Annotated in this window: 24 protein-coding genes; 5 read left to right on the top strand and 19 right to left on the bottom strand. The window is 72.1% G+C overall.

Features of this window, described 5'->3' with window-relative positions:
- Positions 1-58: 58 nt before the first annotated feature.
- Positions 59-754 carry a ribosome hibernation-promoting factor, HPF/YfiA family gene (gene hpf / locus AWC30_RS13390; RefSeq protein WP_085110726.1) on the bottom strand — a complete coding sequence of 232 codons (696 nt, stop codon included), beginning with the start codon at positions 752-754 and terminating at the stop codon, positions 59-61.
- 161 nt (positions 755-915) lie between these two features.
- Positions 916-1569, bottom strand: coding sequence for a ComF family protein (locus tag AWC30_RS13385; protein WP_085110725.1), 654 nt, complete (start codon positions 1567-1569; stop codon positions 916-918).
- 205 nt (positions 1570-1774) lie between these two features.
- On the opposite strand from AWC30_RS13385, the gene AWC30_RS13380 reads away from it, so the two are divergent.
- Genes AWC30_RS13380 through AWC30_RS13370 form a run of 3 tightly spaced genes read left to right on the top strand, consistent with a single transcriptional unit; the run spans position 1775 to position 5545 of the window.
- Positions 1775-4114: a nitric-oxide reductase large subunit gene (locus tag AWC30_RS13380; RefSeq protein ID WP_085110724.1), complete on the top strand. Its 2340-nt coding sequence runs from the start codon at positions 1775-1777 to the stop codon at positions 4112-4114.
- Between the two features lies 1 nt (position 4115).
- Positions 4116-4748 carry a hypothetical protein gene (locus AWC30_RS13375; protein ID WP_085110723.1) on the top strand — a complete coding sequence of 211 codons (633 nt, stop codon included), beginning with the start codon at positions 4116-4118 and terminating at the stop codon, positions 4746-4748.
- A gap of 8 nt (positions 4749-4756) precedes the next feature.
- Positions 4757-5545, top strand: coding sequence for a slipin family protein (locus AWC30_RS13370; RefSeq protein WP_275993825.1), 789 nt, complete (start codon positions 4757-4759; stop codon positions 5543-5545).
- Positions 5546-5582: 37 nt separating this feature from the next.
- On the opposite strand, the gene lpqB is transcribed toward AWC30_RS13370, so the two are convergent.
- The 5 genes from lpqB to AWC30_RS13345 all read right to left on the bottom strand — a co-directional run bounded on the left by lpqB (position 5583) and on the right by AWC30_RS13345 (position 11824).
- Positions 5583-7331 (bottom strand): MtrAB system accessory lipoprotein LpqB, encoded by a 1749-nt coding sequence (gene lpqB / locus AWC30_RS13365; protein WP_085110721.1) that lies wholly within the window; start codon positions 7329-7331, stop codon positions 5583-5585.
- Positions 7328-8971 (bottom strand): MtrAB system histidine kinase MtrB, encoded by a 1644-nt coding sequence (mtrB, locus tag AWC30_RS13360; RefSeq protein WP_085110720.1) that lies wholly within the window; start codon positions 8969-8971, stop codon positions 7328-7330. The genes lpqB and mtrB overlap by 4 nt, the downstream gene beginning before the upstream one ends.
- A gap of 22 nt (positions 8972-8993) precedes the next feature.
- Entirely contained in the window at positions 8994-9680 is a 687-nt protein-coding gene (mtrA, locus tag AWC30_RS13355) for a two-component system response regulator MtrA (RefSeq protein WP_085110764.1), read from the bottom strand.
- A gap of 79 nt (positions 9681-9759) precedes the next feature.
- Positions 9760-10392, bottom strand: a complete 633-nt coding sequence (locus tag AWC30_RS13350) for a dTMP kinase (protein WP_085110719.1) — start codon at positions 10390-10392, stop codon at positions 9760-9762.
- 28 nt (positions 10393-10420) lie between these two features.
- Positions 10421-11824: a WS/DGAT/MGAT family O-acyltransferase gene (locus AWC30_RS13345; RefSeq protein ID WP_085110718.1), complete on the bottom strand. Its 1404-nt coding sequence runs from the start codon at positions 11822-11824 to the stop codon at positions 10421-10423.
- A 213-nt stretch (positions 11825-12037) separates the two neighbouring features.
- On the opposite strand from AWC30_RS13345, the gene AWC30_RS13340 reads away from it, so the two are divergent.
- The gene (locus tag AWC30_RS13340) at positions 12038-13087 is read left to right on the top strand and encodes an Acg family FMN-binding oxidoreductase (protein ID WP_085110717.1); all 1050 of its coding nucleotides are present in this window, start codon (positions 12038-12040) and stop codon (positions 13085-13087) included.
- Here the strand turns inward: AWC30_RS13340 and AWC30_RS13335 are convergent.
- From AWC30_RS13335 to AWC30_RS13280, 12 genes are all read right to left on the bottom strand, one after another.
- Positions 13020-14759: a GAF domain-containing sensor histidine kinase gene (locus AWC30_RS13335; protein ID WP_085110716.1), complete on the bottom strand. Its 1740-nt coding sequence runs from the start codon at positions 14757-14759 to the stop codon at positions 13020-13022. The genes AWC30_RS13340 and AWC30_RS13335 overlap by 68 nt on opposite strands.
- Before the next feature lie 7 nt (positions 14760-14766).
- Positions 14767-15411, bottom strand: coding sequence for a hypoxia response regulator transcription factor DosR/DevR (dosR, locus tag AWC30_RS13330; RefSeq protein WP_085110715.1), 645 nt, complete (start codon positions 15409-15411; stop codon positions 14767-14769).
- 102 nt (positions 15412-15513) lie between these two features.
- On the bottom strand, positions 15514-16971 hold the full coding sequence (gene ahcY, locus AWC30_RS13325; protein WP_085110714.1) for an adenosylhomocysteinase: 1458 nt from the start codon (positions 16969-16971) through the stop codon (positions 15514-15516).
- A gap of 92 nt (positions 16972-17063) precedes the next feature.
- The gene (gene alkX, locus AWC30_RS13320; RefSeq protein WP_085110713.1) at positions 17064-17693 is read right to left on the bottom strand and encodes a TetR family transcriptional regulator AlkX; all 630 of its coding nucleotides are present in this window, start codon (positions 17691-17693) and stop codon (positions 17064-17066) included.
- 53 nt (positions 17694-17746) lie between these two features.
- Entirely contained in the window at positions 17747-17929 is a 183-nt protein-coding gene (locus AWC30_RS13315) for a rubredoxin (protein ID WP_085110712.1), read from the bottom strand.
- Positions 17926-19215 (bottom strand): alkane 1-monooxygenase, encoded by a 1290-nt coding sequence (locus tag AWC30_RS13310; protein ID WP_085110711.1) that lies wholly within the window; start codon positions 19213-19215, stop codon positions 17926-17928. Before AWC30_RS13310 ends, AWC30_RS13315 begins: the two co-directional genes overlap by 4 nt.
- 77 nt (positions 19216-19292) lie before the next feature.
- Positions 19293-20807, bottom strand: coding sequence for an APC family permease (locus tag AWC30_RS13305; protein WP_085110710.1), 1515 nt, complete (start codon positions 20805-20807; stop codon positions 19293-19295).
- Positions 20804-21730, bottom strand: a complete 927-nt coding sequence (locus AWC30_RS13300; RefSeq protein ID WP_085110709.1) for a cation diffusion facilitator family transporter — start codon at positions 21728-21730, stop codon at positions 20804-20806. Before AWC30_RS13300 ends, AWC30_RS13305 begins: the two co-directional genes overlap by 4 nt.
- Complete coding sequence (gene manA / locus AWC30_RS13295; protein WP_085110708.1) at positions 21727-22983, bottom strand: mannose-6-phosphate isomerase, class I; 1257 nt, start codon at positions 22981-22983, stop codon at positions 21727-21729. Before manA ends, AWC30_RS13300 begins: the two co-directional genes overlap by 4 nt.
- Before the next feature lie 9 nt (positions 22984-22992).
- Positions 22993-24069 carry a TobH protein gene (locus AWC30_RS13290; protein WP_085110707.1) on the bottom strand — a complete coding sequence of 359 codons (1077 nt, stop codon included), beginning with the start codon at positions 24067-24069 and terminating at the stop codon, positions 22993-22995.
- A 10-nt stretch (positions 24070-24079) separates the two neighbouring features.
- Positions 24080-25468: a phosphomannomutase/phosphoglucomutase gene (locus AWC30_RS13285; RefSeq protein ID WP_085110706.1), complete on the bottom strand. Its 1389-nt coding sequence runs from the start codon at positions 25466-25468 to the stop codon at positions 24080-24082.
- 91 nt (positions 25469-25559) lie between these two features.
- On the bottom strand, positions 25560-25952 hold the full coding sequence (locus tag AWC30_RS13280; RefSeq protein ID WP_109562065.1) for a DUF3499 domain-containing protein: 393 nt from the start codon (positions 25950-25952) through the stop codon (positions 25560-25562).
- A 131-nt stretch (positions 25953-26083) separates the two neighbouring features.
- On the opposite strand from AWC30_RS13280, the gene AWC30_RS13275 reads away from it, so the two are divergent.
- A complete protein-coding gene (locus AWC30_RS13275) occupies positions 26084-26506 on the top strand; it encodes a metallopeptidase family protein (RefSeq protein WP_085110705.1) in 423 nt (140 codons plus the stop codon).
- The last annotated feature ends 103 nt before the right edge of the window (positions 26507-26609 follow it).

Below are 26609 nucleotides of genomic sequence, written 5' to 3'. Positions count from 1 at the left end.
GATTGTGGAGTTCCGGGCGACCACCATCCTAGAGGACCAACCGGCGCCGGCCCGTGGGTCAGGTCAGCTGGATCAGACCGTAGTCGTAGGCGTGGCGGCGGTAGACCACCGAGGGCCGCCCGCTCTCCTTGTCGTGGAACAGGAAGAAGTCGTGGCCGACCAGTTCCATCTCGTAGAGGGCGTCGTCGACGGTCATCGGCGCGGCCTCGTACTCCTTGACCCGGACGATCTGTCCGGGCCCGGCGTCGGCGAGATCGTGGCCGTCGCGCTGATCGTCGATCGCGTCGCGGTCGACGGTGCGTTCCCAGGCGGCCGGACCCTGCTCGGGCAGCGGCACCATCGCGGTCGCCTGCGCCACCGACACCGGGGTCTTGTCACCGTAGGAGACGGTGCGGCGGCTCTTGTCCCGGCGCAGCCGGCTCTCCAGCCGCGCCACCGCGGCCTCGAACGCGCCGTAGAAACTGTCCGCGCGGGCCTCGCCGCGCACCACCGGCCCGCGGCCGCGCGCGGTGATCTCCACCCGCTGACAGGCCTTGCGCTGGCGGCGGTTGCGTTCATGTTTGAGCTCGACGTCGAAGTGGTAGATGCTGCGGTCCAACCGCTCCGAGCGGGCCAGCTTCTGGGCCACGTAGACCCGGTAGTGGTCGGGCACCTCGACGTTGCGCCCCTTCACCACCACCTCGGCGTTCGGGCCGTCGCCCGCCGCGCCCGCGCCGGCGTCGAGTTGGTCGATTTCCGCAGTCTTCCGTGCCATGCTGCTCAACCCATTTCCTGTCGTGTCCTGTCGTGGGACGCGCGGTGCGCGCCGCTCGGAGCCACTCCGCCTGACTCCGACGGTAGCCCGATCCCGACCGGGTCTGCCACCGGTTTGGCCGAGCCGATGCCCGATCGTTTCGCCGGTCCCGGACGCCGCGATCACACGAAGCCGAGGACGAGCACCGCGGCCACCGCCACCCCGCGGCTGTGCAGCACCCGCACCGATTCGGCGGCGGTGGCGCCGGTGGTGACGATGTCGTCGACCAGCAGCGCCTCGGTCCCGGCGGGTGGCGGCTGGGCGGCGCGGCGCCACAGCACCCGCCCGGTGAGGTTGCGCTGGCGGGCGGCGGCGTCCAGACCCACCGAGTCGCGGGCCCGCACCGCCATCCGCAGCAGCGGCGTCACCGCGACCCGGGTGCGCAGGCGCGGATCGGCGGCGACGGTGCGGGCCATCCGGGTCACCGGGTCGCCGCCGCGGCGGCGGGCGGCCGGCCAGCGGGTCGGGGCGGGCACCAGCACCGCCGGGGCGGCCAGCATCCCCCAGCGGCACAGCCGGCAGACGCCGTCGGCCAGTGCGGCGGCCAGCGGCGCGGTCAGGTCGGCGCGGCCGCGCTCCTTGACCGCCACGATCGCGTGGCGGCGGGCCCCGGCGTAGCGGCCCAGCGCGAACACCGGTACGCCCGGGTCGGTGCGCGGGGTGATCAGGTGCGGCTGATCGGGGTGCAGCGCCAACTCCGCGGCGCAGCGCGGGCACCAGGGGGTCGACGGTGCCGCGCAGCCGCCGCATTCGGCGGGAAGGACCAGGTCGAACACACCGCGAGCCTGCCCCCCGCCCCCGACACCGCCGCCGGCTCGGACGGCACGTGACGAAAGTCCCTAGACAGAACTACGACGCGTAGTAGAAGATCGATTTCCGACCCCATCCGGGTGTGTCGGTGCTACGTTACGGCCACCGTCACGCCATCTCGACGAGAGTATTCCAGCCCCTCCACCGGTCGCCGACAAGGAGCCTTTCGATATGGCAACCACCGACTCTGCACCGTCGACCCCGGGCACGCATTCCGAATCGGTCACCCATGCCGAACCGCTGGTCAGCCGCGCCTGGCTGCAAGGGGTCGCGCTGGTGATGATCTTCGGGTTCTTCGTGATGGGGATCCTGATCTACCGCACCTACACCGCCTCGATGCCGCTGCCGGAGAAGGTGGTCGGCGAATCCGGCCAGACCGTGTTCACCGCGGCCGACATCACCCGCGGTCAGGAGCTGTTCCAGGCCCGCGGGCTGATGCAGTACGGCTCGATCCTGGGCCACGGCGCCTACCTGGGCCCGGACTACACCGCCGACTACCTGCGCCGCGCCACCGACGACGTCGCCGACCAGTTCCGCGCCGAGGGCGCCGACGACGCCCGCGACCGGGTGGTCACCGAGTTCCGCACCAACCGCTACGACCCGGCGACCAAGACCCTGACCTTCACCGACAAACAGGTCGCGGCGTTCGAACGCATCCAGCAGCACTACGCCGACTACTTCGGTGAGGACTCCACCAAATACGGGCTGCTGCCCAAGATGATCACCGACCCGACCGAGATCCGAGACCTGACCGCGTTCTTCGCCTGGACCGCGTGGGCGTCGGCGGCTGAACGGCCCGGCCACACCTACAGCTACACCAACAACTGGCCGGCCGAGTCCCGGGTCGACAACGGCCCCACCGCCGCGATCGTGGTGTGGTCGACGCTGTCGCTGATCGCGCTGCTCGGCGGGATCGGCATCATGTTCGCCGTCTACGGGCGGTGGAGCCAGAAGGTCGGCTGGCACTCCGCGGAGGCCGACACCCTCACCTTCCGCCAACCCGGCGAGGTCGGCCTGACCCGCTCCCAGCGCGCCACCGTGTGGTTCTTCGTGGTGGTCGCCGTGCTGTTCCTGGCCCAGACGCTGCTGGGCGCGGCCGCGCAGCACTACCGCGCCGACCTGTCCACGTTCTTCGGCATCGACCTGGCCCGCATCCTGCCCTACAACCTGGCCCGCACCTGGCACGTGCAGCTGTCGCTGTTCTGGACCGCGGCGGCGTTCCTGGCCGGCGGCATCTTCCTGGTGCCGTTCATCGCCCGGCGTGAACCGCGCAAGCAGTCGGTGCTGACCTACGCGCTGCTCGGCGCGGTCGCGGTGGTGGTGTTCGGCTCGATGCTGTTCGAGGCGCTGTCGGTCTACGGGATCATCCCCGAAGGCCACCTGCTGTCCCAGCAGTGGGAGTACCTGGACCTGCCGCGGATCTTCCAGATCCTGCTGGTGGTGGGGCTGTTCTTGTGGATCGCGATCATCTGGCGCGGGATGCGCTCCCGGCTGCGCGGCGAATCGAAGATGAACATGCCGTGGATGTTCCTGTTCGCCGGGCTGGCGATCCCGATGTTCTACGCGGTCGGGCTGCTCGCCTCCAGCGACACCCACTTCACCGTCGCCGACTTCTGGCGGTTCTGGGTGGTGCACCTGTGGGTGGAGGACTTCCTGGAGCTGTTCACCACGGTGATGGTGGCCTACATCTTCGTGCTGCTCGGGGTGGTGCGGGAGCGGATCGCGCTGGGCGTGATCTTCCTCGACATCATCTTGTACTCGGCCGGCGGCGTCATCGGCACCATGCACCACCTGTACTTCTCCGGGACACCGGCCGAGCACATGGCCCTGGGTGCGTTCTTCTCGGCCGCCGAGGTGATCCCGCTGACGTTCCTCACCGTGGAGGCGTGGGCGTTCCTGCAACTCGGCGCCCGCCAGCAGACCGCCGACAACAAGCCGTTCCCGGCCCGGTGGGCGGTGATGTTCCTGGTCGCGGTCGGCTTCTGGAACTTCGTCGGCGCCGGCATCTTCGGCTTCCTGATCAACCTGCCGATCGTGTCCTACTACCAGATCGGCACCGCACTGACCGCCAACCACGCGCACGCCGCGATGTTCGGGGTCTACGGGATGCTGGCCGTCGGCCTGGCGATCTTCGCCTACCGCTATGTGATCCCGCCGGAGAAGTGGCCGACCAAGTGGGTGCGGCTGTCGTTCTGGTCGATGAACCTGGGCCTGGCCTGGATGGTGTTCGCCACCCTGCTGCCGCTGGGCATCCTGCAGCTGTTCCACTCGGTCAGCGACGGTTACTTCGAAGCCCGGTCGTTGGGCTACATCACCCAACCGGGCAACGCCCTGATCGAGTGGCTGCGCCTGCCCGGCGACGTCATCCTCATCGGCGGCGGGGTCCTGCCGTTCGTCTACGTCTCGCTGCTGGCGCTGCGCTACTTCCGGGCCGGCAAGGTCATCGACGAGATGCCCGAGGACCCGTTGTTCGTGCCGGTCGCGGCGGCCGACGCGACCGCGAAGGACTGAGATGGCCCCGCCCTCGACCTCGGTGCTGATGGTCGCCGGCTACGCGCTGGTCCTGGTGGCCATCGCCTGGGCGTTCGACGGGATGGCCAAACGCGCCTCGGCGCGGGCCGCCCAGTGGCGCAGCGGTCAGTTCACCTACCGCCCCGACCACGACGCCTGGGTCTGCCCCGAGGACCACTGGCTGTGGCCGACCTCCTATGACCCCACCAACCGGGTGATGCGATACCGGGCCTCGGCGGTGGTGTGCAACAGCTGCCCGGTCAAGGACTCGTGCACCGCCTCCGACCACGGCCGCGAGATCAGCCGCGAGATCGACCCGTGGCCGCACTCCGAGGCCGGCCGGTTCAACCGCGGCATCGCCTGCTTCGTGGCCTTGCTGGGGGTGGTGATGCCGGCCGGGATGCTGCTGGGCAAGCACGACACCGCCGACGTGCTGGTGCTGCTGGCCACCATCGCGGTGGTGCTGCTGCTGAGCCTGCCGCTGGCCCGCCACCTGTGGAAGACGCCGGGCAACGCGCCGCCGGAGGCGCTGCCGCACCGCAGCGGCCTGGAGGACCAGGTCGCCGCCACCATCGACCGCTACTCCACCCGCTGGGGTGGGGGCTACGCCGAGAAGGAGACCGACGAGACGTGAGCGGACCGATGGTCATCGTGGTCGCCGGTGTGCTGACGGTGCTGGCGGTGCTCGCCGTGCTGTCGCTGACCGTGCTGCGCGAGTACGAGCGCGGCGTGGTGTTCCGGATGGGCCATCTGCGCCCGCTGTACCAGCCGGGGCTGAAATTCCTGCTGCCGCTGGCCGACAAGATGGACCGGGTGGACCAGCGGGTGGTGACCCTGACCATCCCCCCGCAGGAACTCATCACCCGGGACAACGTGCCGGCGCGGGTCAACGCGGTGGTGATGTTCCAGGTGATCGATCCGGTCAAGGCCATCATGGCGGTGGAGAACTACGCGGTCGCAACCTCCCAGATCGCCCAGACCACGCTGCGCTCACTGCTCGGGCGCGCCGACCTGGACACCCTGCTGGCCCACCGTGAGGACCTCAACGCCGACCTGCGGGTGATCATCGAGAAGCAGACCGAACCGTGGGGGGTGCAGGTCCGGGTCGTCGAGATCAAGGACGTGGAGATCCCGGAGTCGATGCAGCGGGCGATGGCGCGGGAGGCCGAGGCCGAACGGGAGCGGCGGGCCAAGGTGATCAGCGCCCGCGGCGAGCTGCAGGCCTCCGAGGAGTTGCGGGCGGCCGCCGAGACCCTGTCGAAGAGCCCGGCGTCGTTGCAGCTGCGCTACCTGCAGACGCTGCTGGAGTTGGGCGCCGACCAGAACTCGACGGTGGTGTTCCCGCTGCCGGTCGACATCATCACCCCGTTCCTGCGGCACCCGCGGCTGCTCGCCGAGGTCGCCGACGCGGTCAACGGCCGCGACGACTGAACCGCATCCGAGCCGCCCGGCGGGCCTCGCCGGGGTGCTACCCGGGCAGCACCGGTACCGCGCCGGGCGACTGGAACGGCGCCACCGGCGTCCAGGCCGGCTCCTGCGGCGGGTTGACCGCCGAGAGCACCATCACCCCGCGCGGGTCGGCGACGTAGACCGCCGACGGATCGGCGGCGATCACCGACACCGGTGCGTGCAGGTTGCGGGCGGTGGCGTCGGAGTTGACCCCGTCGAGGTTGACGTAGGACACCGGATGCTCCGGGTCGGTGCGGCTGACCGCCATGTCATCGCCGGTGCGCCAGGACAGCGACACCACCGACGAGCCCAGCCCGAATCCCAGCCGGCGCGGGTAGACCAGGGCGAACTGGCCGGTCGAGGTCTGCTCCACCCCGGCCAGCACGACCTCGCCGCCGATGACCATCGCCGCGCGGGTGCCGTCGCGGGACAGCTGCAGTTCGGCGATCTCGCCCGGGAAGCGGGCGGCGACCGCGGAGCTGTCCACCGGCAGGTGCGCCGGGCGCCCGGAGGCGGCCTCCCGGATCACCCGCAGCACCAGTTTGCCGTCGACCACCACCCACACCGCGTCGTCCAGCGACCAGCTGGGCCGCGACAGGGTGCGGCCCTCGGCGGCCTGCCCGGCCCCGCCGCCCAGCTCCCCGATCCACAGCGTGGCCTTGTCCGGCTCGCCGACCACCGAGGCGGCCCGCCGGCCGTCGCGGGACAGCGCCGCCGACAGCTGATCGGTGGTGGCGCCGAAAGCCCCGGGCACGGTGACCGAGCGCTGGCCGTCGACACCGGCCAGCGCCCCGCCGACCAGCGCGTGGATGCCGGCGGCGGCGCCCTCGGCCGAGCCGGGGTCGGTGGCGGCCACGTCGGCGGTGCTCCAGCCCTCGGCGAACCGGTCGTCGAGCGCGGTACCGTCGGTGTCGATCACATACGGGCCCTTGATGTCGGCGCGCACCAGGGTCCAGATGAGTTGCGCCGCGAGCAGTTTGGTGCTCTGCCGGTCGGTGGTGGTCAGCCCCTGCAGGTCGATGCGCGCCCCGCCGTAGCCGCGGCCGATGCCGGTGCTGCCGCCGTCGGCGCGGGTCACCGGGCCGTTGAGCCGCAGCGGCGAGGCCAGTAGGTTGCGCACGCTGCGCTCCATCTCCGGGCGCGGTCCGGCGACCAGCTTGGAGACCAGTTCGGTGGCCAGCTGGTCGGGATCGGAGACCGCGACGTAGCGCGGGTCGGGCACCATGGTCTGCCCGGTGGGGTCGACGAAGTACAGGGTGTTGCGTTTGTAGGTCTCCTGGAACTGCTGCCAGTCCAGGAAGACGCCGTTGGGCAGCCGGTCGATGCGCCAGCCCTCCGCGGTCCGGACCAGTTCGATCGGCCCCGGGTCGGGCAGCCGGCCCGCGGCGGTCTCGAACACCCCGATGTCCGACAGGGTGCCCAGGATGTCGGCGCTCATCGCCACCGACACCTTCTGCGGGTCACGGGTCTGCTCGAACCGGACGTTGTCGATCAGGGTGGCGCGACCGGCGTCGTCCCAGCCGTCGGAGGCGGCCTGGGTGAGGAACTGCCGGGCCGCGAGGTGCCGGTTGGCCGGGTCGGCGGTGGCTTTGAGGAACTCGCGCAGCAGCACCTCGGGTTCCATGTCCGGGGTGGGTTTGGGCAGGTTCGGCGGCGCGGCCCGCTTGACGGTGCCGATCGCCTGCGGCGCCGAGGAACTCGGCACCCCGGCGCAGCCGGACAGCGCCAGCGCCGCCGCCAGCAGGACGGTCAGCAGCCGCGCGGTCATGGGGTGTCCTCGACCGTCTCGGGCGCCCGGGCGGCGGGGTTGCGTTCAGGGAGGATCGGTTTCAGCGGCAGCGGGCTGGTGGTGACCTTGTGGCCGCGCACCAGCGGCAGGGTCAGCCGGAAGCAGGCGCCGTTGCCCGGCTCCCCCCACGCCTCCAACCGGCCCTGGTGCAGCCGGGCGTCCTCGACGCTGATCGCCAGGCCCAGGCCGGTGCCGCCCGAGCGGCGCACCCGGGACGGGTCGGCGCGCCAGAACCGGCTGAACACCAGCTTCTCCTCACCGGGGCGCAGCCCCACCCCGTGGTCGCGGACGGTGACCGCGACGGTGTCCACGTCGGCGGCCATCCGGATCTGCACCGGTTTGTGCTCGGCGTGGTCGATGGCGTTGGCGATCAGGTTGCGCAGGATGCGTTCCACCCGGCGGGTGTCGACCTCGGCGATCACCTCGTGGTCGGGCAGGTCCTGCTCCAGTTCGACCCCGGCCTCGGCGGCCAGGTGCCCGACGCTGTCCAGCGCCGCACTGACCGTGGCCCGCAGGTCGATGGCCTCCACCGACAACTCGGCCACCCCGGCGTCGTGGCGGGAGATCTCCAGCAGGTCGTTGAGCAGCAGTTCGAACCGGTCGAGTTCGTTGACCATCAGTTCGGTGGAGCGCCGCAGCGCCGGGTCCAGTTCGTCGACGTGGTCGTAGATGAGGTCGGCGGCCATCCGCACCGTGGTCAGCGGGGTGCGCAGCTCGTGGCTGACGTCGGAGGTGAAGCGGCGCTGCAGGTTTCCGAATTCCTCCAGCTGCTCGATCTGGCGGGACAGGCTCTCGGCCATGTCGTTGAACGACACCGCCAGCCGGGCCATGTCGTCCTCACCGCGCACCGGCATCCGCTCGGAGAGGTAACCCTCGGCGAACCGTTCGGCGGTGCGCGCCGCGGCCCGCACCGGCAGCACCACCTGCCGGGACACCAGCAGGGCGATGCCGGCCAGCAGCACCAGCAGCACCAGCCCGCCGGTGGCCATCGTGCCCCGCACCAGCTTGATCGTGGTCTGTTCGCTGTTGAGCGGGAAGATCAGGTACAGCTCGAGGTTGCTGACCTTGGACATGGTGGGGCTGCCGACGATCAGCGCGGGTCCGGAGAAACCGTCGGTGTGCACGGTGGTGTATTGGTAGCTGACCTGCCCGGCGCGCACGAAGTCGCGCAGGGCGGGCGGGACCTGATCGACCGGGCCTGCGGCGGTGGCCGCCCGCGGACCGTCGCCGGGCACCACCAGCACGGCGTCGAACGGCCCGGCCAGCCCCGCACCGGAACTCGGGTCGGTCTTGGAGGTCAAGGTGTTGCGACCCAGCTGCAGGCTCGAGGACAGCGACCGGGCCTCCTCGCCGCCGACGACGCCGCTGACGGTGGCGCGGGCGTGCTCGATCTGCTCGGTGGCCGCGCGCACCTTCACGTCGAGCACCCGGTCGGTGACCTGGCTGGTGAGCACGAACCCGAGTGCCAGGATCACCGCCAGCGACAGCCCCAGGGTCAGCACCACCACCCGCAGTTGCAGGGAACGCCGCCACACCACGCTCACCGCGCGGCTCAGCGCCGTCAGGCCCCGCAGCAGCGGGGTGGAGCGGCGGATGCGCCGCCGTGAACTCCAGATCATCGGCGGCGCACCCCGGCTCCGATCACGGGGGTCCGGCCTTGTACCCCACCCCTCGGACGGTCAGCACCACCTGCGGGTTCTCCGGGTCCTTCTCCACCTTGGCCCGCAACCGCTGCACATGCACGTTCACCAGCCGGGTGTCGGCCGGGTGCCGGTATCCCCACACCTGCTCGAGGAGCACATCCCGGGTGAACACCTGCCGCGGCTTGCGCGCCAACGCCACCAGCAGGTCGAACTCCAGCGGGGTGAGCGAGATCTGTTCGCCCTGGCGGGTCACCTTGTGGGCGGGCACGTCGATCTCGATGTCGCCGATCGAGAGCAGCTCGGCGGGCTCGTCGTCGTTGCGCCGCAGCCGCGCCCGCACCCGGGCCACCAGTTCCTTGGGCTTGAACGGTTTGACGATGTAGTCGTCGGCGCCGGACTCCAGCCCCAGCACCACGTCGACGGTGTCGCTCTTGGCGGTGAGCATCACGATCGGCACGCCGGAGTCGCCACGCAGCACCCGGCAGACGTCGATGCCGTTCATGCCCGGCAACATCAAATCCAGCAGCACCAGATCAGGCCGCAACTCGCGCACCGCGGTCAGCGCCTGGGTGCCGTCACCGACGACCGCGGTGTCGAAACCCTCCCCACGCAGCACGATGGTGAGCATCTCGGCCAACGAGGCGTCGTCGTCGACGACAAGGATCCTTTGTTTCATGGCGTCTATGGTGTCACCAGATCGTGACAAAACCCGGCTACCACACGCCGGTAGCTGCACCGATCAGCCCGAAACGGCGTGTTCGACCTCAGTCGCCGACGAGCTCGGCCGCCAGTTCACCCGGGTCGGTGTCGACGCCGGCCACCCGCCAGCGCCCGCCCCAGCCGGCGGCGGCCAGCCCGGCGTAGACCGCCCCGGTGCGGGCCTGCAAACCGGTGTCGCGTTCGTAGCTGTCGCGGGCCCGGTCGGCCTCGTGTCGCGCGCGGTGCCGGGCCCGTTCGCCGGCGAGCTCGGTGGGCACCGCCAGCAACACCTGCCGGTCCGGTGCCGGCAGCGCCAACCGGTCGTACTCGAGGCGGTGCACCCAGTCGACCATCGGGCCGCCGGCGTCCTGGTGCAGCCGCGCGGCGCTGTAGGCGGCGTTGGAGGCGACGTAGCGGTCCAGCAGCACGATGTCGTGGTCGCGGCACGCCGCGGCGATGTCGGCGCGCGCGGCGGCGCGGTCCAGGGCGAACAGCACCGCCATCGCGTACACCGAGTCGGCCAGGTCGCCGTGCTCGCCGTGCAGCGCCTCGGCCGCCAGGTCCGCGGTGATCGACTGCCGGTAGCGCGGGAACGCCAGTGCCGCCACCGAGCGGCCCCGCTGCTCCCAGCGAGCCCGCAGGCCCGCCGCCAGGGTGCGCTTGCCGGCGCCGTCCACCCCTTCGATCGCGATCAGCACCCGCGCAGCCTAGCGCGGTGCGCCGCGTTCAGGCGTTGACGACCAGCTGCAGTCCGCGGCGGTCACGCGCGGTCTTGCGCCGCTTGCCGGCCGCCACCAGCCGGCTGACCGCCACCCGGATACCACCGACCAGCTCATCGATGTCGGGCAGCGCGTCGAAGTCGGCCAGCACCCCGAAGTACAGCTCGTCGGCGTAGCTGAGGATCGCCACCCCGGTGCGCAGCCGCATCGCGATCGGCGGCACCGGCAGCACGGCCAGCACCCGGCAGCCCATGATCGACAGCGGCCGCGACGGGCCGGGCACGTTGGTGGCCAGTGCGACGACGCCGCGCTGCGGCAGCCGGGTGGCCAGCCGCACCGCCCACGCGGTCAGCGGGTAGGGCACCACCGCGTTGGCGATGCCGACCGCGGCGCTCCCGGCCTGCCGCTGGCCGGCGGATTTGGTGCGCGCCATCCGGGCCCGCACCATCCGCAGCCGCTGCACCGGGTTGGCCTCCTCCACCGGCAGGTACGGCAGCATCACCGACACCCGGTTGTCGGTGCGGTCGGCCTCGTCGTCGCCGCGCACCGACACCGGGACCAGCGTGCGCAGCGAATCGTGCTGCGGGATCTCGCCGTGCCGGATGAGGGTGTCGCGGTAGCTCTCGGCGAGCGCCGCCAGCGCCACGTCGTTGACGGTGACGTCGAAGGTCCGGCAGACCCGCCGCACATCGGCGAGCGGGACCCGGACCGCGGCGTAGCGGCGGCGGCCGGTCATCGGACCGTTGAGCGACGACGTGGCGGCCGGGCGCAGCAGCCCGGCGGTGATCTCCCCCGCCCCGCGCACCGCGCGGGCGGTCACCGCTGCCGCCGACACCGAGGCGTCGCGCAGCCCGGCCAGCCAGCCGCTCCCCCCGTCGGCGCGGGCGGCCTGCGCCGCCACGACCGGGCCGGGCGCCTCGGGCGGCGGGTAGGCGGCCGCCACGCCGTCGTCGGACAGTCCGGCCAGCATGTGCGCGGTCGCGATGCCGTCGGCGATGCAGTGGTGCACCTTCATCAGCATCGCCCAGCGGTTCTCGGCCAGACCTTCGATGATCCAGATCTCCCACAGCGGGCGGGTGCGGTCCAGCCGCCACGACATCATCTCGGCGACCAGCGCGTGCAGTTCGGCCTCACCGCCGGGAGCGGGCACACCGACGCGCCGCACATGGCGCCGCAACTGAAAGTCCTCGTCGTCGACCCATTCCGGCGGCCCGATGTCCAACGGGCGCAACCGGATCCGCTGCTTGAAGCGGGGGCACGCCGACATCCGCGCCCCCAGCGTGGTCAGCAGCCGGTCGTAGTCGGGGGCCGGCCCCTCCAGCACGGCCAGCCCGCCGATGGCCAAGCTGACGTGGCGGTCGGAATCCTCGGCCTGCAGGAATCCGGCGTCGAGCACTCCCATCCGATCCATGGCGGTGACCTCCCGAGGTCTCGGGGCCGATACGGGCGCGACCCACGACTTCACTATCGGTGCCGCCGGGGGGCCCGCACCAGGGCCGGAAGTCCCGACCTGGCGGGGAAAGTCCCTGCCGGCCGGGACCTTCGGCCCCTGCGCACGCGCCCCACGGCAGGCCATGCTGGGAGCAGCAGCCGGGCGACGGCCCGGCCGAGGGAAGGCAGGCCGATGGACGCCCCACACCCCGACGCCGTCACGGTCGGCACCGCTTTGGAGCTGGCCGTGCGGGCGCCGTCGGTGCACAACTCCCAGCCCTGGCGCTGGCGCACCGACCCGGCCAGCCCAGCGCGGGTGCACCTGTTCGCCGACCCGGCGCGCCGGCTGCGCCGGGTGGACCCGGCCGGCCGGGATCTGCTGATCAGCTGTGGCGCCGCCCTGCACCACGCCGTGGTCGCGTTCGCCGCGCTGGGCTGGCACGCCACCGTGGGCCGGCTGCCCGACCCGTCGGACCCGACCCACCTGGCGGTGCTGGAACTGCGACGCGACCGGGCCGAGGCGGCCACGGTCGGGCTGGCCGCGGCGATCCCGCGGCGGCGCACCGACCGCAGGCTGTACAGCAGCTGGCCGGTGGCCGACGGCGATATCGCGCTGATGGCCGCACGCGCGGCACGCGGCGGGGTGATGCTGCGCCGGCTCGACTCGGTGGACCGGTTGCGCCCGGTGATCGCCGCGGCGGTGCGCCACCACGTCGCCGACGCCGCCTATTTGGCCGAGTTGACCGCGTGGAGCGGGCGGTACGGCTCGACCGCGGGCGTCCCGGCCGGCAACACACCGCGACCCGATCCCGCCGCGGGCCTACCCGCCCGGGTGTTCGCCGGTCCGGCGCTGGCGCAGCCGCCCGACGCCGATCCGGCCGACGACCACTCGGTGCTGTTGGCACTGGGCACCGCGACCGACGACCCGACCGCGTGGCTGCGGGCCGGGGAGGCCACCAGCGTGGTGCTGTTGACCGCCACGGCGCTGGGGCTGGCCAGTTGCCCGGTGACCGAGCCGCTGGAGGTCGAGCAGACCCGCGCCGCGGTGCGCACCGACGTGTTCGGCGACGCCGGTCACCCGCAGATGCTGGTGCGGGTCGGCTGGGCCCCGGTCAACGCCGACCCGCTGCCCGCCGCCCCGCGCCGCGCACTGACCGAGGTGTGGGAGCGCGGCGCTACCCGGTCACCAGCGGCGCCGACCACCGCAGCACCGTCCCGCCGGCTGGCCGGCTGTCCACGCTGAACCGCCCGCCGCTCTGTTCGGCGCGGCGGGCCAGGTTCCGCAGCCCGCTGCGGCACACCGCCTCGGGCATGCCGCGGCCATTGTCGCTGACCTCGATGCGCAGCTCGTCGTCGACCCGCACCTGCACCGCGAGGGTGGAGGCCTGCGCGTGGCGCACCACGTTGCTGACGGCTTCGCGGACCACCGCGGCGGCGTGGTCGGCCAGCTCCCCGTCGACCACCGACAGCGGGCCGGTGTACTGCACGGTGCTGCGCGGGCCGGCCCCGGCGAAGTGGGCGAGCACCTCGTCGATGCGGTGCCGCAGCCCGGGGGTGTCACCGCCGTGCAGGTCGAAGATGGTGGTGCGGATGTCGGAGATGACGTCCTGCAGGTCGTCGACGGCGGCGGTGAGCCGGTCGGTCACCGCCCCGGCGCGCAGCCGCGGGATGGTGCCCTGCAGGGACAGCCCGACCGCGAAGAGCCGCTGGATGACCTGGTCGTGCAGGTCGCGGGCGATGCGCTCCCGGTCGGCGACCACGTCGAGTTCGCGCATCCGCCGCTGTGAGGTCGCCAGCTGCCAGGCCAGCGCCGCCTGGTCGGCGAAGGCGGCCGCCATCTCCAGGTGGTCGTCGCGGAACGGCACCGCGTGGCGGCCGCGCAGCACCAGCACGACGCCGGCGACGGTGTCGGTGGCCCGCATCGGCAGCACCAGCGCCGGGCCGAGTTCACCGGGGCCGTGCCGGGCGGGGTCGAGTGCGCCGCCCAGGACGAGGTCGAGGGTGAGCCGGTCCAGCCGGCGCGGGGCGCGGGCGGTGAACGCCTCCCCGATCACGGTGCCGCCCGCGGGCACGGTGAGTCCGTCCAACGCCGCCAGGGCCGCGCCGGTGGTCTCGATGACCTGCAGCTCCTCGGTGTGCGGGTTCTCGGTGTCGGTCGGCACCGCCACCAGGGCGGCGTCGGCGCCGGTCAGCTTGGCCGCGTCCGTGGCGATGACCCGGAACGCCTCCGCGGGGTCGGCGCCGGAGAGCAGTTCGGTGGCGATGTCGCGGGTGGATTCGATCCAGGACTGGCGGGCGGTGGCCTGTTCGTAGAGCCGGGCGTTGGCGATGGCGCTGCCCGCGGCGGCGGCCAGCGCCTGCACCAACACCTCGTCGTCCTCGGTGAACGGCTGGCCGCCGGACTTGTCGGTGAGGTAGAGGTTGCCCAGCACCCGGGTGCGGATCCGGATCGGCACGCCCAGAAAGGTCCGCATCGGCGGGTGGTGCGGCGGGAAGCCCACCGACGCCGGGTGATCGGCGATGTCGTCGAGCCGGGTCGGTCGCGGGTCGGCCATCAGCGCCCCGACCACCCCGCGGCCGCGGGGGCGCTGGCCGATGCGGGCCACGGTCTCCTCGTCGACACCTTCGTAGACGAACTCCATCAGCCGGTTGTCGCGGCTGTGCACCTCGATCGCACCGTAGCGGGCCTCGACCAGCCTGGTGGCGGATTGCACGATGGCCCGCAGCGTGGCATCGAGGTCGAGTCCGGAGGTCACCAGCAACATCGCCTCGATCAGCCCGTCGAGACGGTCGCGGCCCTCGACGATCTGCTCGACGCGCTCCTGCACCTCGCCGAGCAGTTCGCGCAGCCGCAGCTGCGAGAGGGTGTCGCGCATCTGCCGGTGCGGGTCTTCGGGATGGGCGGGACCGGTCATCGGCGGTTCACCGCGACGGCCGGGTCTGGGACAGCTTGGTGGCGAACACCGCCGCCTGGGTGCGGCGCTGCATGCCGAGTTTGGCCAGCAGCCGCGACACGTAGTTCTTGACGGTCTTCTCCGCCAGGAACATCCGGTCGGCGATCTGTCGGTTGGTCAGCCCCTCGGCGAGCAGCCCGAGCAGGGTGCGTTCCTGCGTGGTCAGGCTCGACAGCGGGTCGGCGGGCTCGTCGACGCGGCGCAGGGTGGCCATCAGCGCCGCGGCGGCCCGGTTGTCCAGCAGCGAGCGGCCGGCACCGACGTCCTTGACCGCCCGCGCCAGTTCCATGCCCTTGATGTCCTTGACGACGTAGCCGCTGGCCCCGGCCAGGATGGCGTCGAGCATCGCCTCGTCGGAGGTGAACGAGGTCAGGATCAGGCACCGCAGGTCGGGCATGCGCGACAACAGCTCCCGGCACAGTTCGATGCCGTTGCCGTCGGGCAGCCGCACGTCGAGCACGGCGACGTCGGGCCGGGCGGCCGGGATGCGGGCCATCGCCTCGGCGACGGTGCCGGCCTCCCCGACCACCTCGAGGTCCGGGTCGGCGCCGAGCAGGTCGATCAGCCCGCGCCGCACCACCTCGTGGTCGTCGACCAGGAACACCGTGACCACGCCCGCCTCCTCGCCGGCCCGCGGCCCCGCCGCCGACCTCGCCTGTCCCGATTCTCCGATGTCACGACGGCGGAGGCAACGCAGGCGGGCCCGGCGGGTCGGTCAGTACCGGTAGTGGTCGGGTTTGTAGGGGCCCTCGACGTCGACGCCGATGTACTCGGCCTGGTCCTTGGTCAGCTTGGTCAGGGTGCCGCCGAGGGCCTCGACGTGGATGCGCGCGACCTTCTCGTCGAGGTGCTTGGGCAGCCGGTACACCTCGTTGTCGTACTGGTCGTTTTTGGTCCACAGCTCGATCTGGGCGATGACCTGGTTGGAGAAGCTGTTGCTCATCACGAACGACGGGTGGCCGGTGGCGTTGCCCAGGTTGAGCAGCCGGCCTTCGGAGAGCACGATGATCGACTTGCCGGTGTCCGGGAAGGTCCACTGGTCGACCTGCGGTTTGATGGTGTCGCGGACCGCGCCGGAGCGTTCCAGGGCGGCCATCTGGATCTCGTTGTCGAAGTGGCCGATGTTGCCCAGGATCGCCTGGTCCTTCATCGCCTTCATGTGCTCGAGGGTGATGATGTCCTTGTTGCCGGTGGTGGTGATGACGATGTCGGCGTCGGCGATGGCCTGCTCGACGGTCTCCACGTCATAGCCCTCCATCAGCGCCTGCAGTGCGTTGATCGGGTCGATCTCGGTCACCGTCACCCGCGCCCCCTGACCGGCCAGCGACTCCGCCGAGCCCTTGCCGACGTCACCGAAGCCGCAGACCAGCGCCTTCTTGCCGCCGATCAGCACGTCGGTGCCGCGGTTGATGCCGTCGATCAGCGAGTGCCGGCAGCCGTACTTGTTGTCGAACTTCGATTTGGTGACCGAGTCGTTGACGTTGATCGCGGGGAAGGTCAGCTCACCGGCGGCGGCGAACTGGTAGAGCCGCAGCACCCCGGTGGTGGTCTCCTCGGTGACCCCGCGCACCGCCTCGGCGATGCGGGTCCACTTGGTCTTGTCGGTCTCGAACCGCTGCGCGAGCCGGGTGAGGAACACCTTCCATTCGGCCGGGTCGTCCTCCTCGATCGGCGGCACCACGCCGGCCTTCTCGTACTGGGCGCCGCGCAGCACCATCATGGTGGCGTCGCCGCCGTCGTCGAGGATCATGTTGGCCGGCTCCCCCTCCCAGGTCAGCGCCTGCTCGGCGGCCCACCAGTACTCCTCGAGCGTCTCGCCCTTCCAGGCGAAAACCGGGGTGCCCTGCGGCTCCTCGGGGGTGCCGTGCGGGCCGACGACGACCGCGGCGGCGGCGTGGTCCTGGGTGGAGAAGATGTTGCAGGACGCCCACCGGACCTCCGCCCCCAGGCTGACCAGCGTCTCGATCAGCACCGCGGTCTGCACGGTCATGTGCAGCGACCCGGAGATTCGGGCCCCCTTCAGCGGGTTGACGTCGGCGTACTCGCGCCGCAGCGCCATCAGGCCCGGCATCTCGTGCTCGGCCAGCCGGATCTCCTTGCGGCCGAACTCGGCCAGCGACAGGTCGGCGACCTTGTACTCGATGCCGTTGCGGCTGTCGGCGGTCACAGTCATCAGGGGCCCTTCGTCGAAGTCGAATCGGATAGCTCGCCTACACGTTACCGACGGCGGAACCACCCGGCGCTGCCGGTGCGGCCGACCCGACGCTAGCGGTGGCCGCGGTCGGTGTCCCGCACCGCGGCGTCGTCGCGCACCGTGCCGTAGGCCTCGGCGGCCGGGGTGAACAGCCGGGCCAGGTCGGCGGCGACGTCGTGGTCGGATTCCGGCGGCATCGACACGTAGCTGATCGCCAGCCGCACGATCGCGCGGGCCAGGATGCCCGCGTCGGTGTCGCTGACCTGCACCCAGCTGTGGGTGAAGGTGGTGGTCAGCCGCTGCGAGCAGTGGGTGATGATCGGCGCGCTGTCGGTGGTGATGATCTGCAGCAGATCGGGTTTGGCGACACCGGTGAGCAGGGAGATCACCAGCGGGTCGGCGGCCGACCGGGCGAAGAACAGCCGGAAGCCCTCCAGGAAGGCGCCGTGGATGTCGCCGACGTTGTTGTCCAGGGCGGCGTCGATGACGTCGACGAGCTGGTCGGCCAGCCGCAGCGCATACCCCTGGGCCAGGCCGTGCCGCGACCCGAACTCGTTGTAGATGGTCTGCCGGCTCACCCCGGCGGCCCCGGCCACGTCGGCCAGGGTCACCGCCGACCAGTCGCGGGCCAGCAGCAGTTCGCGCATCGCGTCGAGCACCGAGTCCCGCAGCAGCGCACGGGATGCCTCGGCGTAGGGCATCCGCGGGTTTCGGCTCACCCGGGCGAGACTAGTCGCCGGTGCTCCCGGCGCGGTCACGGGCGGGCGACCTCGACCATCTCGAAGTCGGTTTTGGCGGCGCCGCAGTCCGGGCAGCTCCAGTCCTCGGGGATGTCGGCCCAGCGGGTGCCGGGGTCGATGCCGTCCTCCGGCCAGCCCTTGGCCTCGTCGTACTCGAAGCCGCACTGCACGCAGACGAACAGTTTGTAGTCGCTCATCGGGTCACCTCCAGGTCGGCGCGGCCGGAAGCCTCGCGCGGTGGGATTCGCGGGTCCCCGCCGTAGCGGGCGAGCACCTTGTCGCGCACCCGCGGGTGGATGTTGGCCCGGGTGATGTCACCGTCGTAGTGCTCGAGCACCCGATGGTCCATCAGCTTCCGCCACACCGGCGGGAAGTAGGTCACCCCGATCAGCGAGGCGTAGCCGCTGGGCAGGTTGGGCGCCTCCGCCATGCTGCGCAGGGTCTGGTAGCGCCGGGTCGGGTTGGCGTGGTGGTCGCTGTGGCGCTGCAGGTGGTAGAGGAACAGGTTGGTCACGATGTGGTCGGAGTTCCAGCTGTGTTCGGGGGTGCAGCGCTCGTAGCGTCCGCTGTCGCGTTTCCGGCGGAGCAGGCCGTAGTGCTCGAGGTAGTTCACCGACTCCAGCAGCGAGAAGCCGTAGACGGCCTGGATGAGTACGAACGGGATCAGGCCCGGCCCGAACACCGCGATCAGCACACCCCACAGCACGATCGACATCGCCCAGGCGTTGAGCACGTCGTTGCCGGGCCAGGTCCGCGGGTTCCACGGGTTCTTGCCGAGCCGGCGGATGCGTTGAGCCTCCAGGTGCAGCGCGGAGCGCAGGCTGCCGAACACGGTGCGCGGCAAGAACTCCCAGAAGGTCTCGCCGAACCGTGCGGACGCCGGGTCCTCCGGGGTGGCGACCCGCACGTGGTGGCCGCGGTTGTGCTCGACGTAGAAGTGGCCGTAGCAGGATTGGGCCAGGGTGATCTTCGACAGCCAGCGCTCCAGGGACTCCTTCTTGTGCCCCATCTCGTGGGCGGTGTTGATGCCGATGCCGCCGAGCGCCCCGATCGACAGGGCGAGCCCGATCTTGGCCGGCCAGCCCAGGCCGCCGTCGAAGCCCAGCCAGCTCAGGTTCGAGGCGGTGAACAGGTAGGCGCCCAGCACCACGCTGGCGTACTGGAACGGGATGTAGGCGTAGGTGCAGTAGCGGTAGTACTTGTCGTTCTCCAGCGCCGCCATCACCTCGTCGGGGGCGTTCTGGCCGTCGGCGCCGAACCGCAGGTCCAGCGCCGGCAGCAGCAGGTAGATCAGGATCGGCCCGATCCAGAACAGCGCTTGTGCGGCGGTCGACCAGCCGGCCTGGTTGAGACCCCACACGAACGGGAGCACCAGGAACAGCGCGGTGGGGGCGATCAGGCCGAGCAGCCACAGGTAGCGCTTCCGGTCCCGCCAGGCCGGGGTCTCCGGGGTGTTCGCGTCGGTTCGTGTTTCGGTCCGCATCGGGCCAACCTCCTTGTGAGTCTCACCACTCACCGTGGACGTTACCGATGTCTATGTCGTTTGTCTAGACATTCACCCTATGTTTGTAAAACATGCTGGTCGGGGGCGTCCGGATCGGACGACCGGTCCTCGGCCGCCCGCGCCGCCAGCACCGAGTGCCGTCGGCCGTAGCCGAGGTAGACCGCCACCCCGGCCACCATCCAGATCCCGAACCGCAGCCAGGTCAGCGCGGTCAGGTTCAGCATCAACCACAGGCAGGCCAGGATCGCCACGACCGGCAGCACCGGGACCCACGGCGCCCGGAAGCCGCGCGGCAGGTCGGGGCGGGTGCGCCGCAGCACCAGCACCCCGGCCGAGACCAGCACGAACGCGAACAGCGTGCCGACGTTGACCATCTCCTCGAGCTTGTCCATCGGGAACACCGACGCGGCGACCGCCACCAGCACCGCGACCAGCACGGTGATGCGCACCGGGGTGCCGCGCGCGCCGGTGCGGGCCAGCGGCCGGGGCAGCAGTCCGTCGCGGGCCATCGCGAACAGCACCCGCGACTGGCCGAGCATGAGCACCATGACCACGGTGGTCAGCCCGGCCAGCGCACCCACCGAGATGACGCCGCTGGCCCACCCCACCCCGTTGAGGGCGAATGCGGTCGCCAGGTTCGGCGGGGCGCCGCCGGCGCCGGTCCGCAGCTCGGTGTAGGAGACCATCCCGGAGAGCACCACCGAGACCGCGATGTAGAGCACGGTCACCACCGCGAGGGTGGCCAGGATCCCGCGCGCGACGTCCTTCTGCGGGTTGCGGGTCTCCTCGGCGGTGGTGGCCACCACGTCGAAACCGATGAACGCGAAGAAAACGATCGCGGCGCCGGCCAGCATCCCGTACCAGCCGTACTGGCTGCCCTGCGCACCGGTGAGCAGGGAGAGCACCGACTGCTCCATCCCGGTCCCGGTGGTGCCGCCGGTCTCCGCGGGCGGCAGGAACGGGCTGAAGTTCGCGGCCTTGACGTAGCCGGCGCCGACCACCACGACCAGCACCACCACCCCCACCTTGACCGCGGTGATCACCGCCGAGAACCGCGAGGACAGCTTGGTGCCCACCGCCAGCAGCACCGCGACCACGACCACGATCAGCAGTGCCCCCCAGTCCAGGGTGAGCGACCAAAGCCGCACCGTTCCGCCGCCGAACCCGAAGACGGTGCCCAGATAACTCGACCAGCCCTTGGCGACCACCGCGGTGCCCAGCGCGAACTCCAGCACCAGGTTCCAGCCGACGATCCAGGCGATGAACTCGCCGAAGGTGGCGTAGGAGAACGTGTAGGCGCTGCCGGCCACCGGCACCGTCGAGGCGAACTCGGCGTAGCACAACGCGGCCAGCCCGCAGGTGACCGCGGCGATCACGAACGAGACCGAGATGGCCGGGCCGGTCAGGTCCGCCGCCGTCGAGGCGGTGACGGTGAAGATGCCCGCGCCGACGACCACCGAGACGCCGAACACGGTCAGGTCGCGCCAGGTCAGGTCGCGGCGCAGCCGGGTGCCGGCCGCCTCGGTGTCGGCCAGGGACTGTTCCACCGACTTGGTGCGCCACCGGTTCATCGCCGGCCCCCGGGCGGCGTGCGGTCCAGGTCGGGTTCGAGATAGATCAGCCGCACGGCGGGCACCGCGGCGCGGATGCGGGCCTCGGCGTCGTCGATGGTGGCGGCGACGGTGGCCAGGTCGACGTCGGCGGCCACCGCGATCTTGGCGGCCACCAGCAGCTCGTCGGGACCCAGGTACTGGGTGCGCAGGTGGATCAGCCGGTCGACGTTGTCGGTGCCGGTGACCGCGGCGCGGATCGCGGCGTCCTCGGCCGCGGTGGCGCCCTCCCCGATGAGCAGGCTGTACATCTCGACCATCAGGATCACCGCGATCACCCCCAGCAGCACGCCGATGCCGACGGTGGCCACGCCGTCCCAAACCGGGTCGCCGGTGAGCACGGTCAACCCGACGCCCGCCAGCGCGAAGCACAGCCCCACCAGCGCCCCGGTGTCCTCGAGCAGCACCACCGGCAGCTCCGGGCTGCGGGAGGTGCGGATGAACTGCCACCAGCTGCCGGTGCCGCGCAGCGGCCGCGATTCCCGGACCGCGGTGCTGAAGCTGTAGGTCTCCAGGGCGATGGCGACCGCCAGGATGCTCAGCGCCACCACCGGGGCGCTGATCGCGGTGGGCGCGACGATCTTGTGGTAGCCCTCGTAGAGCGCGAACACCGCGCCCAGCGTGAACAGCACCAGCGCCACCACGAACGACCAGAAGTAGCGGGTGCGGCCGTGGCCGAACGGGTGGTCGGCGTCGGCGGCGCGGCGCGCGGCCCGCTGGCCCCACAGCAGCAGTGTCTGGTTGCCGGTGTCGGCCACCGAGTGCACCGCCTCGGCCAGCAGCGCCGAACTGCCGGTGACCGCGAAGCCGAGGAACTTGGCCGCGGCGATCCCGGCGTTGGCGCCCAGCGCCGCCAGGATGGCGCGGGTGCTGCCGCTGCTCACGCGCCCACGGTGACCCGGAACACCGTCGCCGGGTACCGGGCCAGCAGCCGGATCGGCCCGTCCTCGGCACCCACCCAGGCGGCCATGCCGCGCTCCAGCGTCAGCGTGGTGGCCTTGGCATGGACCGTCATCGCCCCCTCGGTGCAGACCAGGATCTGCGGGCCGTCGTAGGGGCAGGGCGCGTCGACCTCGTGGCCCAGGTCGGCCCCGTCGAGACGCAGCGCGGCCACCGCGAACTCCTCGGCCGGGGTCTGGTAGACCAGCGCGAAGCCGTCCGAGCGGGTCGGGGTGCGCAGCGCCGCCTCGTCGGTGGGGCTGAAGTCGAGTACCCGCAGCAGTTCGGGGACGTCGACGTGTTTGGGGGTCAGCCCGCCGCGCAGCACGTTGTCGGAGTTGGCCATCACCTCCAGGCCGACGCCGTGCAGATAGGTGTGCAGGTTGCCGGCCGGCAGGAACAGCCCCTCCCCCGGCTCCAGGCGGATCCGGTTGAGCAGCAGGGCGGCCAGCACCCCGGCGTCACCGGGATAGCGTTCCCCCAGTTCCAGCAGGGTGCGCACCTCGGCGCTGAATTCCTGCGCCCCGGACGCGGCGTACTGGATCGCGCCGTCGAGCACGGCGGGCACCAGCACGTCCAGGTCGGGTTGCGGTGCGGTGATCCAGGTGGTGAACAGGGCCCGCAGCCCGTCGGCGTCGGGCTGGTCGCCGTCGGTGGCGGCACCGTCCGCGCCGGCACCGAGCAGGTCGATGAACGGGTCCAGGTCGGAGACCGCCAGGGCGCGCAGCAGCCCGATCGTGCGGGCCACCGGGCGGAACCCGGCCAACGCCTCGAACGGCTGCAGCGCCACCAGCAGCTCCGGTTTGTGGCTGGTGTCGCGGTAGTTGCGCACCGGCGCGCCCACCGGCACTCCGGTGGCCTCCTCGCGCCGGAAGCCCTCGGCCGCCTGGGCGGCGCTGGGGTGGGCCTGCAGGGACAGCGGTTCGTCGGCGGCCAGGATCTTGACCAGGAACGGCAGCGTGTCGCCGAACCGGTCGCAGGTGGCCGCCCCGAGCTGGCCCTCCGGGTCTGCGGTCAGGGTCTCCAGCAGCGAGGTCTCCCCGCCCTCGGTGGCCAGGAACGCCGGATCACCGGGGTGGGCGCCCAGCCACAGTTCGGCCTCCGGGTGCACCGTCGGGGTGGGGCGGCCGGTGAACTCGGCGATCGCGGTACGCGACCCCCAGGCGTAGGTGCGTATCGCACCGCGTAGCAGTTCCACTGTCTTGAACTATCCCCGTCTCTCCCCGCTCAGCCGCAGGTACACCGCGGCCAGCTCCAGCCGCACGGCCAGCACCGCCGCCTGCTGTTCGGCCGGCGCCCGGCCCGCCCCGGCGGCCGCATCGGCGTCGCCGGCGGTGGCCGGGTCGACGTCGGCGGTGACCAGGTCGACGTCGTCGAGCCCGCCGATCCGGGCGGCCACCACCATGCGGTGCTCGGCCAACGCCAGCGCCAGCACACGCGGCCGGCGCGGTGCCGGTCCGTCGATCTGATCGTCGTGGAAGATGCTAGCGGTCGGGGCCGACCGCTGGGCTGCGATCGCGTCACCGAGCCCGCCCACGCCGGCGGCGATGCCGGCCACCCGCAGCAGGGTGGCGCTGCCGTGCCGGGCCAGCGCCAGGCCGACCGGGTCGTCACCGGCCAGCGCCACCGCCCGCCCGGTCAGCCGTTCGACCAGGTTCTTCGCCGGGTTGGTGAACACCTCGCGGCCCGGCCCGTCGCGCAGCGCCTCCTCGTCCAGCACGTCGGCCAGCGCGGCCAGGTCGGTGCGGCTGCGCGGGTCGACGACCCCGATGGCGGCCAGCCCGGCCGCCAGGTGGCCGGGCAGCCGGAACTCGTCGGGCACCGGGATGCGCGGCGCCAGCACCGCCGCGCGTCCCGCCGCGGCGTCGCGCAGTGGGCCCTCGTAGGGGGCGGCGATCAGCACCCGCGCCCCGCGGCGCGCCGCGGTCGCCGCCCCGGTCACCAGCGCCGGGTCGCCGGGGTCGTCGCCGGCGACCACCAGCACGTCCAGCGGCCCGATCCATGGCGGCACCTCTGCGGCCTGCACCAGCGGGGTGGCCACCGAGCCCGATTGGGTGGCGGCCAGCAGCGCACCGGCGGTCCCGGCGCAGCCCCGGCCGGCCAGGTGGATCAGCGTGCGCGCCGGCTCGCCGCCCAGCGCGGCGAGCGCGCCCTCCTCGACCGCGGCGGCGGCCGCCCGAACCTGCGCGCCGGCCATCGCGACCGCCCGAAGCAGCCCGTCGGTGTCGGCGGCGAGCAGGTCGTCGCCGTCGTCGAGGTCGATCGCCGCGTGGCTCGCGGTCACCGCGGCGCCTTCACCGCGGCGCCTTCTCGGCGGCGGTGATCCGCCCGCCGACCTGCGCCACCAGCTCGGCCACCGCGTCGGCGTCGGGCGCCTCGACGTTGAGCCGCAGCAGCGGCTCGGTGTTGGAGCTGCGCAGGTTGAACCAGCTGCCGTCGCCGAGGTCGACGGTCACCCCGTCGAGCCGGTCGACGTCGCGGATGCGCCCGTCGAGGGCCGTGAGCACCGAGGCCACCGCCGCATCCGCGTCGGCGACGGTGAAGTTGATCTCGCCGGAGGCCGCGTAGCGCTGGTAGTCGGCGGTCAACTCCGACAGCGGCCGCTGTTGACCGCCCAGCGCGGCCAGCATGTGCAGGGCGGCCAGCATGCCCGAGTCCGCGCCCCAGAAATCCCGGAAGTAGTAGTGCGCGGAGTGCTCGCCACCGAAGACGGCGCCGGTCTCGGCCATCAGCGCCTTGATGTAGGAGTGCCCGACCCGGGAGCGCACCGGGGTGCCGCCGCGTTCGGTGACCAGTTCCGGCACGGCGTGCGAGGTGATCAGGTTGTGGATCACGGTGGCGCCGGGTTCGCGGTCGAGTTCGCGGGCGGCGACCAGTGCGGTCACCGCCGACGGTGAGACCGGCTCGCCGCGTTCGTCGATGACGAAACACCGGTCGGCGTCGCCGTCGAATGCCAGCCCGATGTCGGCGCCGGTCTCGCGGACGTGGGCCTGCAGGTCGCGCAGGTTGGCCGGGTCCAGCGGGTTCGCCTCGTGGTTGGGGAAGGTGCCGTCGAGTTCGAAGTACAGCGGCAGCACCGTGACCCCGGCGATCGGTCCGAGTACCGCCGGTGCGGTGTGCCCGGCCATCCCGTTGCCCGCGTCGACGGCCACCCGCAGCGCCCGCAGCCCGGTGGTGTCGACCAGCGCCCGCAGGTGCGCGCCGTAGTCGGCCAGGACGTCGGTGTCGGTGATCGCCCCGGCCGGGCCGTTGTGGGCGGGCACCCCGGCGATCACGGCGTCGCCGATCTCGCGCAACCCGGTGTCGGCGCCGACCGGGCGGGCCGCCGCCCGGCAGAGTTTGATGCCGTTGTAGGCCGCCGGGTTGTGGCTGGCGGTGAACATCGCGCCCGGGCAGTCGAGGCTCCCGGAGGCGAAGTACAGCTGGTCGGTGGAGGCCAGTCCGATACGCACCACATCGAGGCCCTGGGCGCGGACCCCGCCGGCGAACGCGGCGGCCAGCGACGGCGAGCTGTCGCGCATGTCGTGGCCGATCACCACCCGGGCGGCCCCCTCTGTGCGCATCAGCGCCGCGAAGGCGGCGCCCACGTCGGCGACGAACGCCTCGTCGAGTTCACTGCCGACCAGGCCGCGCACGTCGTACGCCTTGATCACGCGGTGGACAGCCGCGGCGGGCCGGGACATGGCGGTGCTCCTGACGGTGACGGGCTCGAGTCGTGTGGCTGTCAGCCTACCGGCCGGTCCGGGCGGTGCGAGGCCACCTCACCGGGTGTAATCAGCTGGGGTCGGGCAGGACCCGCAGATGTCCGCGGCGACGCCCGCCGCCGCGGACCGGGCCACCCGGGTCGTGGGCCGGCGGCCCCGCCGGCGGCACGAATCCGGCGGCGGTCGCGGCGACCCCGGTGCGGCTTTCCCGCACCGCGTCGGCCAGCGCCACCAGGTCGTCGTCTTCGGCGGGGGCGGTCAGCGGCCCGGCGTGGCGGACCAGTTCCCACCCGCGGGGAGCGGTGATACGCCCGGCGTGGCTGACGCACAGATCCCAGGAGTGCGGCTCCCGTGCGGTCGCCAGCGGGCCGACCACCGCGGTGGAATCCGAGTAGACGAACGTCAACGTCGCCACCGCATAGTGCGGGCATCCGGGCCGACAGCAGCGACGAACAACACTCACGCCGGAAGGCTATCGTGGGCGCGCGGTCGCGCCGCGCCGGACACGCGCATGCGGGGGTGCGGCGATGTGGAACCGTTATCATCAGCCCGATGAGGGATCGGCGTGCCGCCGCCGCCCGGCGTGGTCGCGACGTGCGGGGTCCGCTGTTGCCGCCCACGGTGCCGGGCTGGCGAAGCCGGGCAGAGCGTTTCGACATGGCGGTGTTGGAGGCCTACGAGCCCATCGAGCAACGACTCGGTGAGCGGATCGCGGAGTTGGACGTCGCGGTGGACGAGATCCCGCGGATCTCCCCGCGCGACCCGGAGAACGTGCAGTGGCCGCCGGAGGTGGTCGCCGATGGTCCGATCGCGCTGGCCCGGCTGATCCCGGCCGGGGTGGACGTCCGGGGTAACGCAACACGAGCCCGGATCCTGTTGTTCCGCAAGCCCATCGAGCGACGCGCCAAGGACTCAGAGGACCTCACCGACCTGCTGCACGAAATCCTGGTGGCCCAGGTCGCCACCTACCTCGACATCGATCCGTCGGTGATCGACCCGACGATCGACGACCACTGAGCGAGGTGGCGGTCGCCGCGGTCTGATGTTGTGACCTGAGAGGTTGTTGACGGCGTGCCTGCTTGAAATGGGGAGGACCTCCTGACGGAGTGGATGTGTCTGG

Origin of the sequence: Mycolicibacillus trivialis (assembly GCF_002102395.1) — a bacterium.
Taxonomy (GTDB): domain Bacteria; phylum Actinomycetota; class Actinomycetes; order Mycobacteriales; family Mycobacteriaceae; genus Mycobacterium; species Mycobacterium triviale.
Note: the sequence above shows the minus strand (reverse complement) of the source record. Positions and strands in the feature narration are given on the sequence as shown.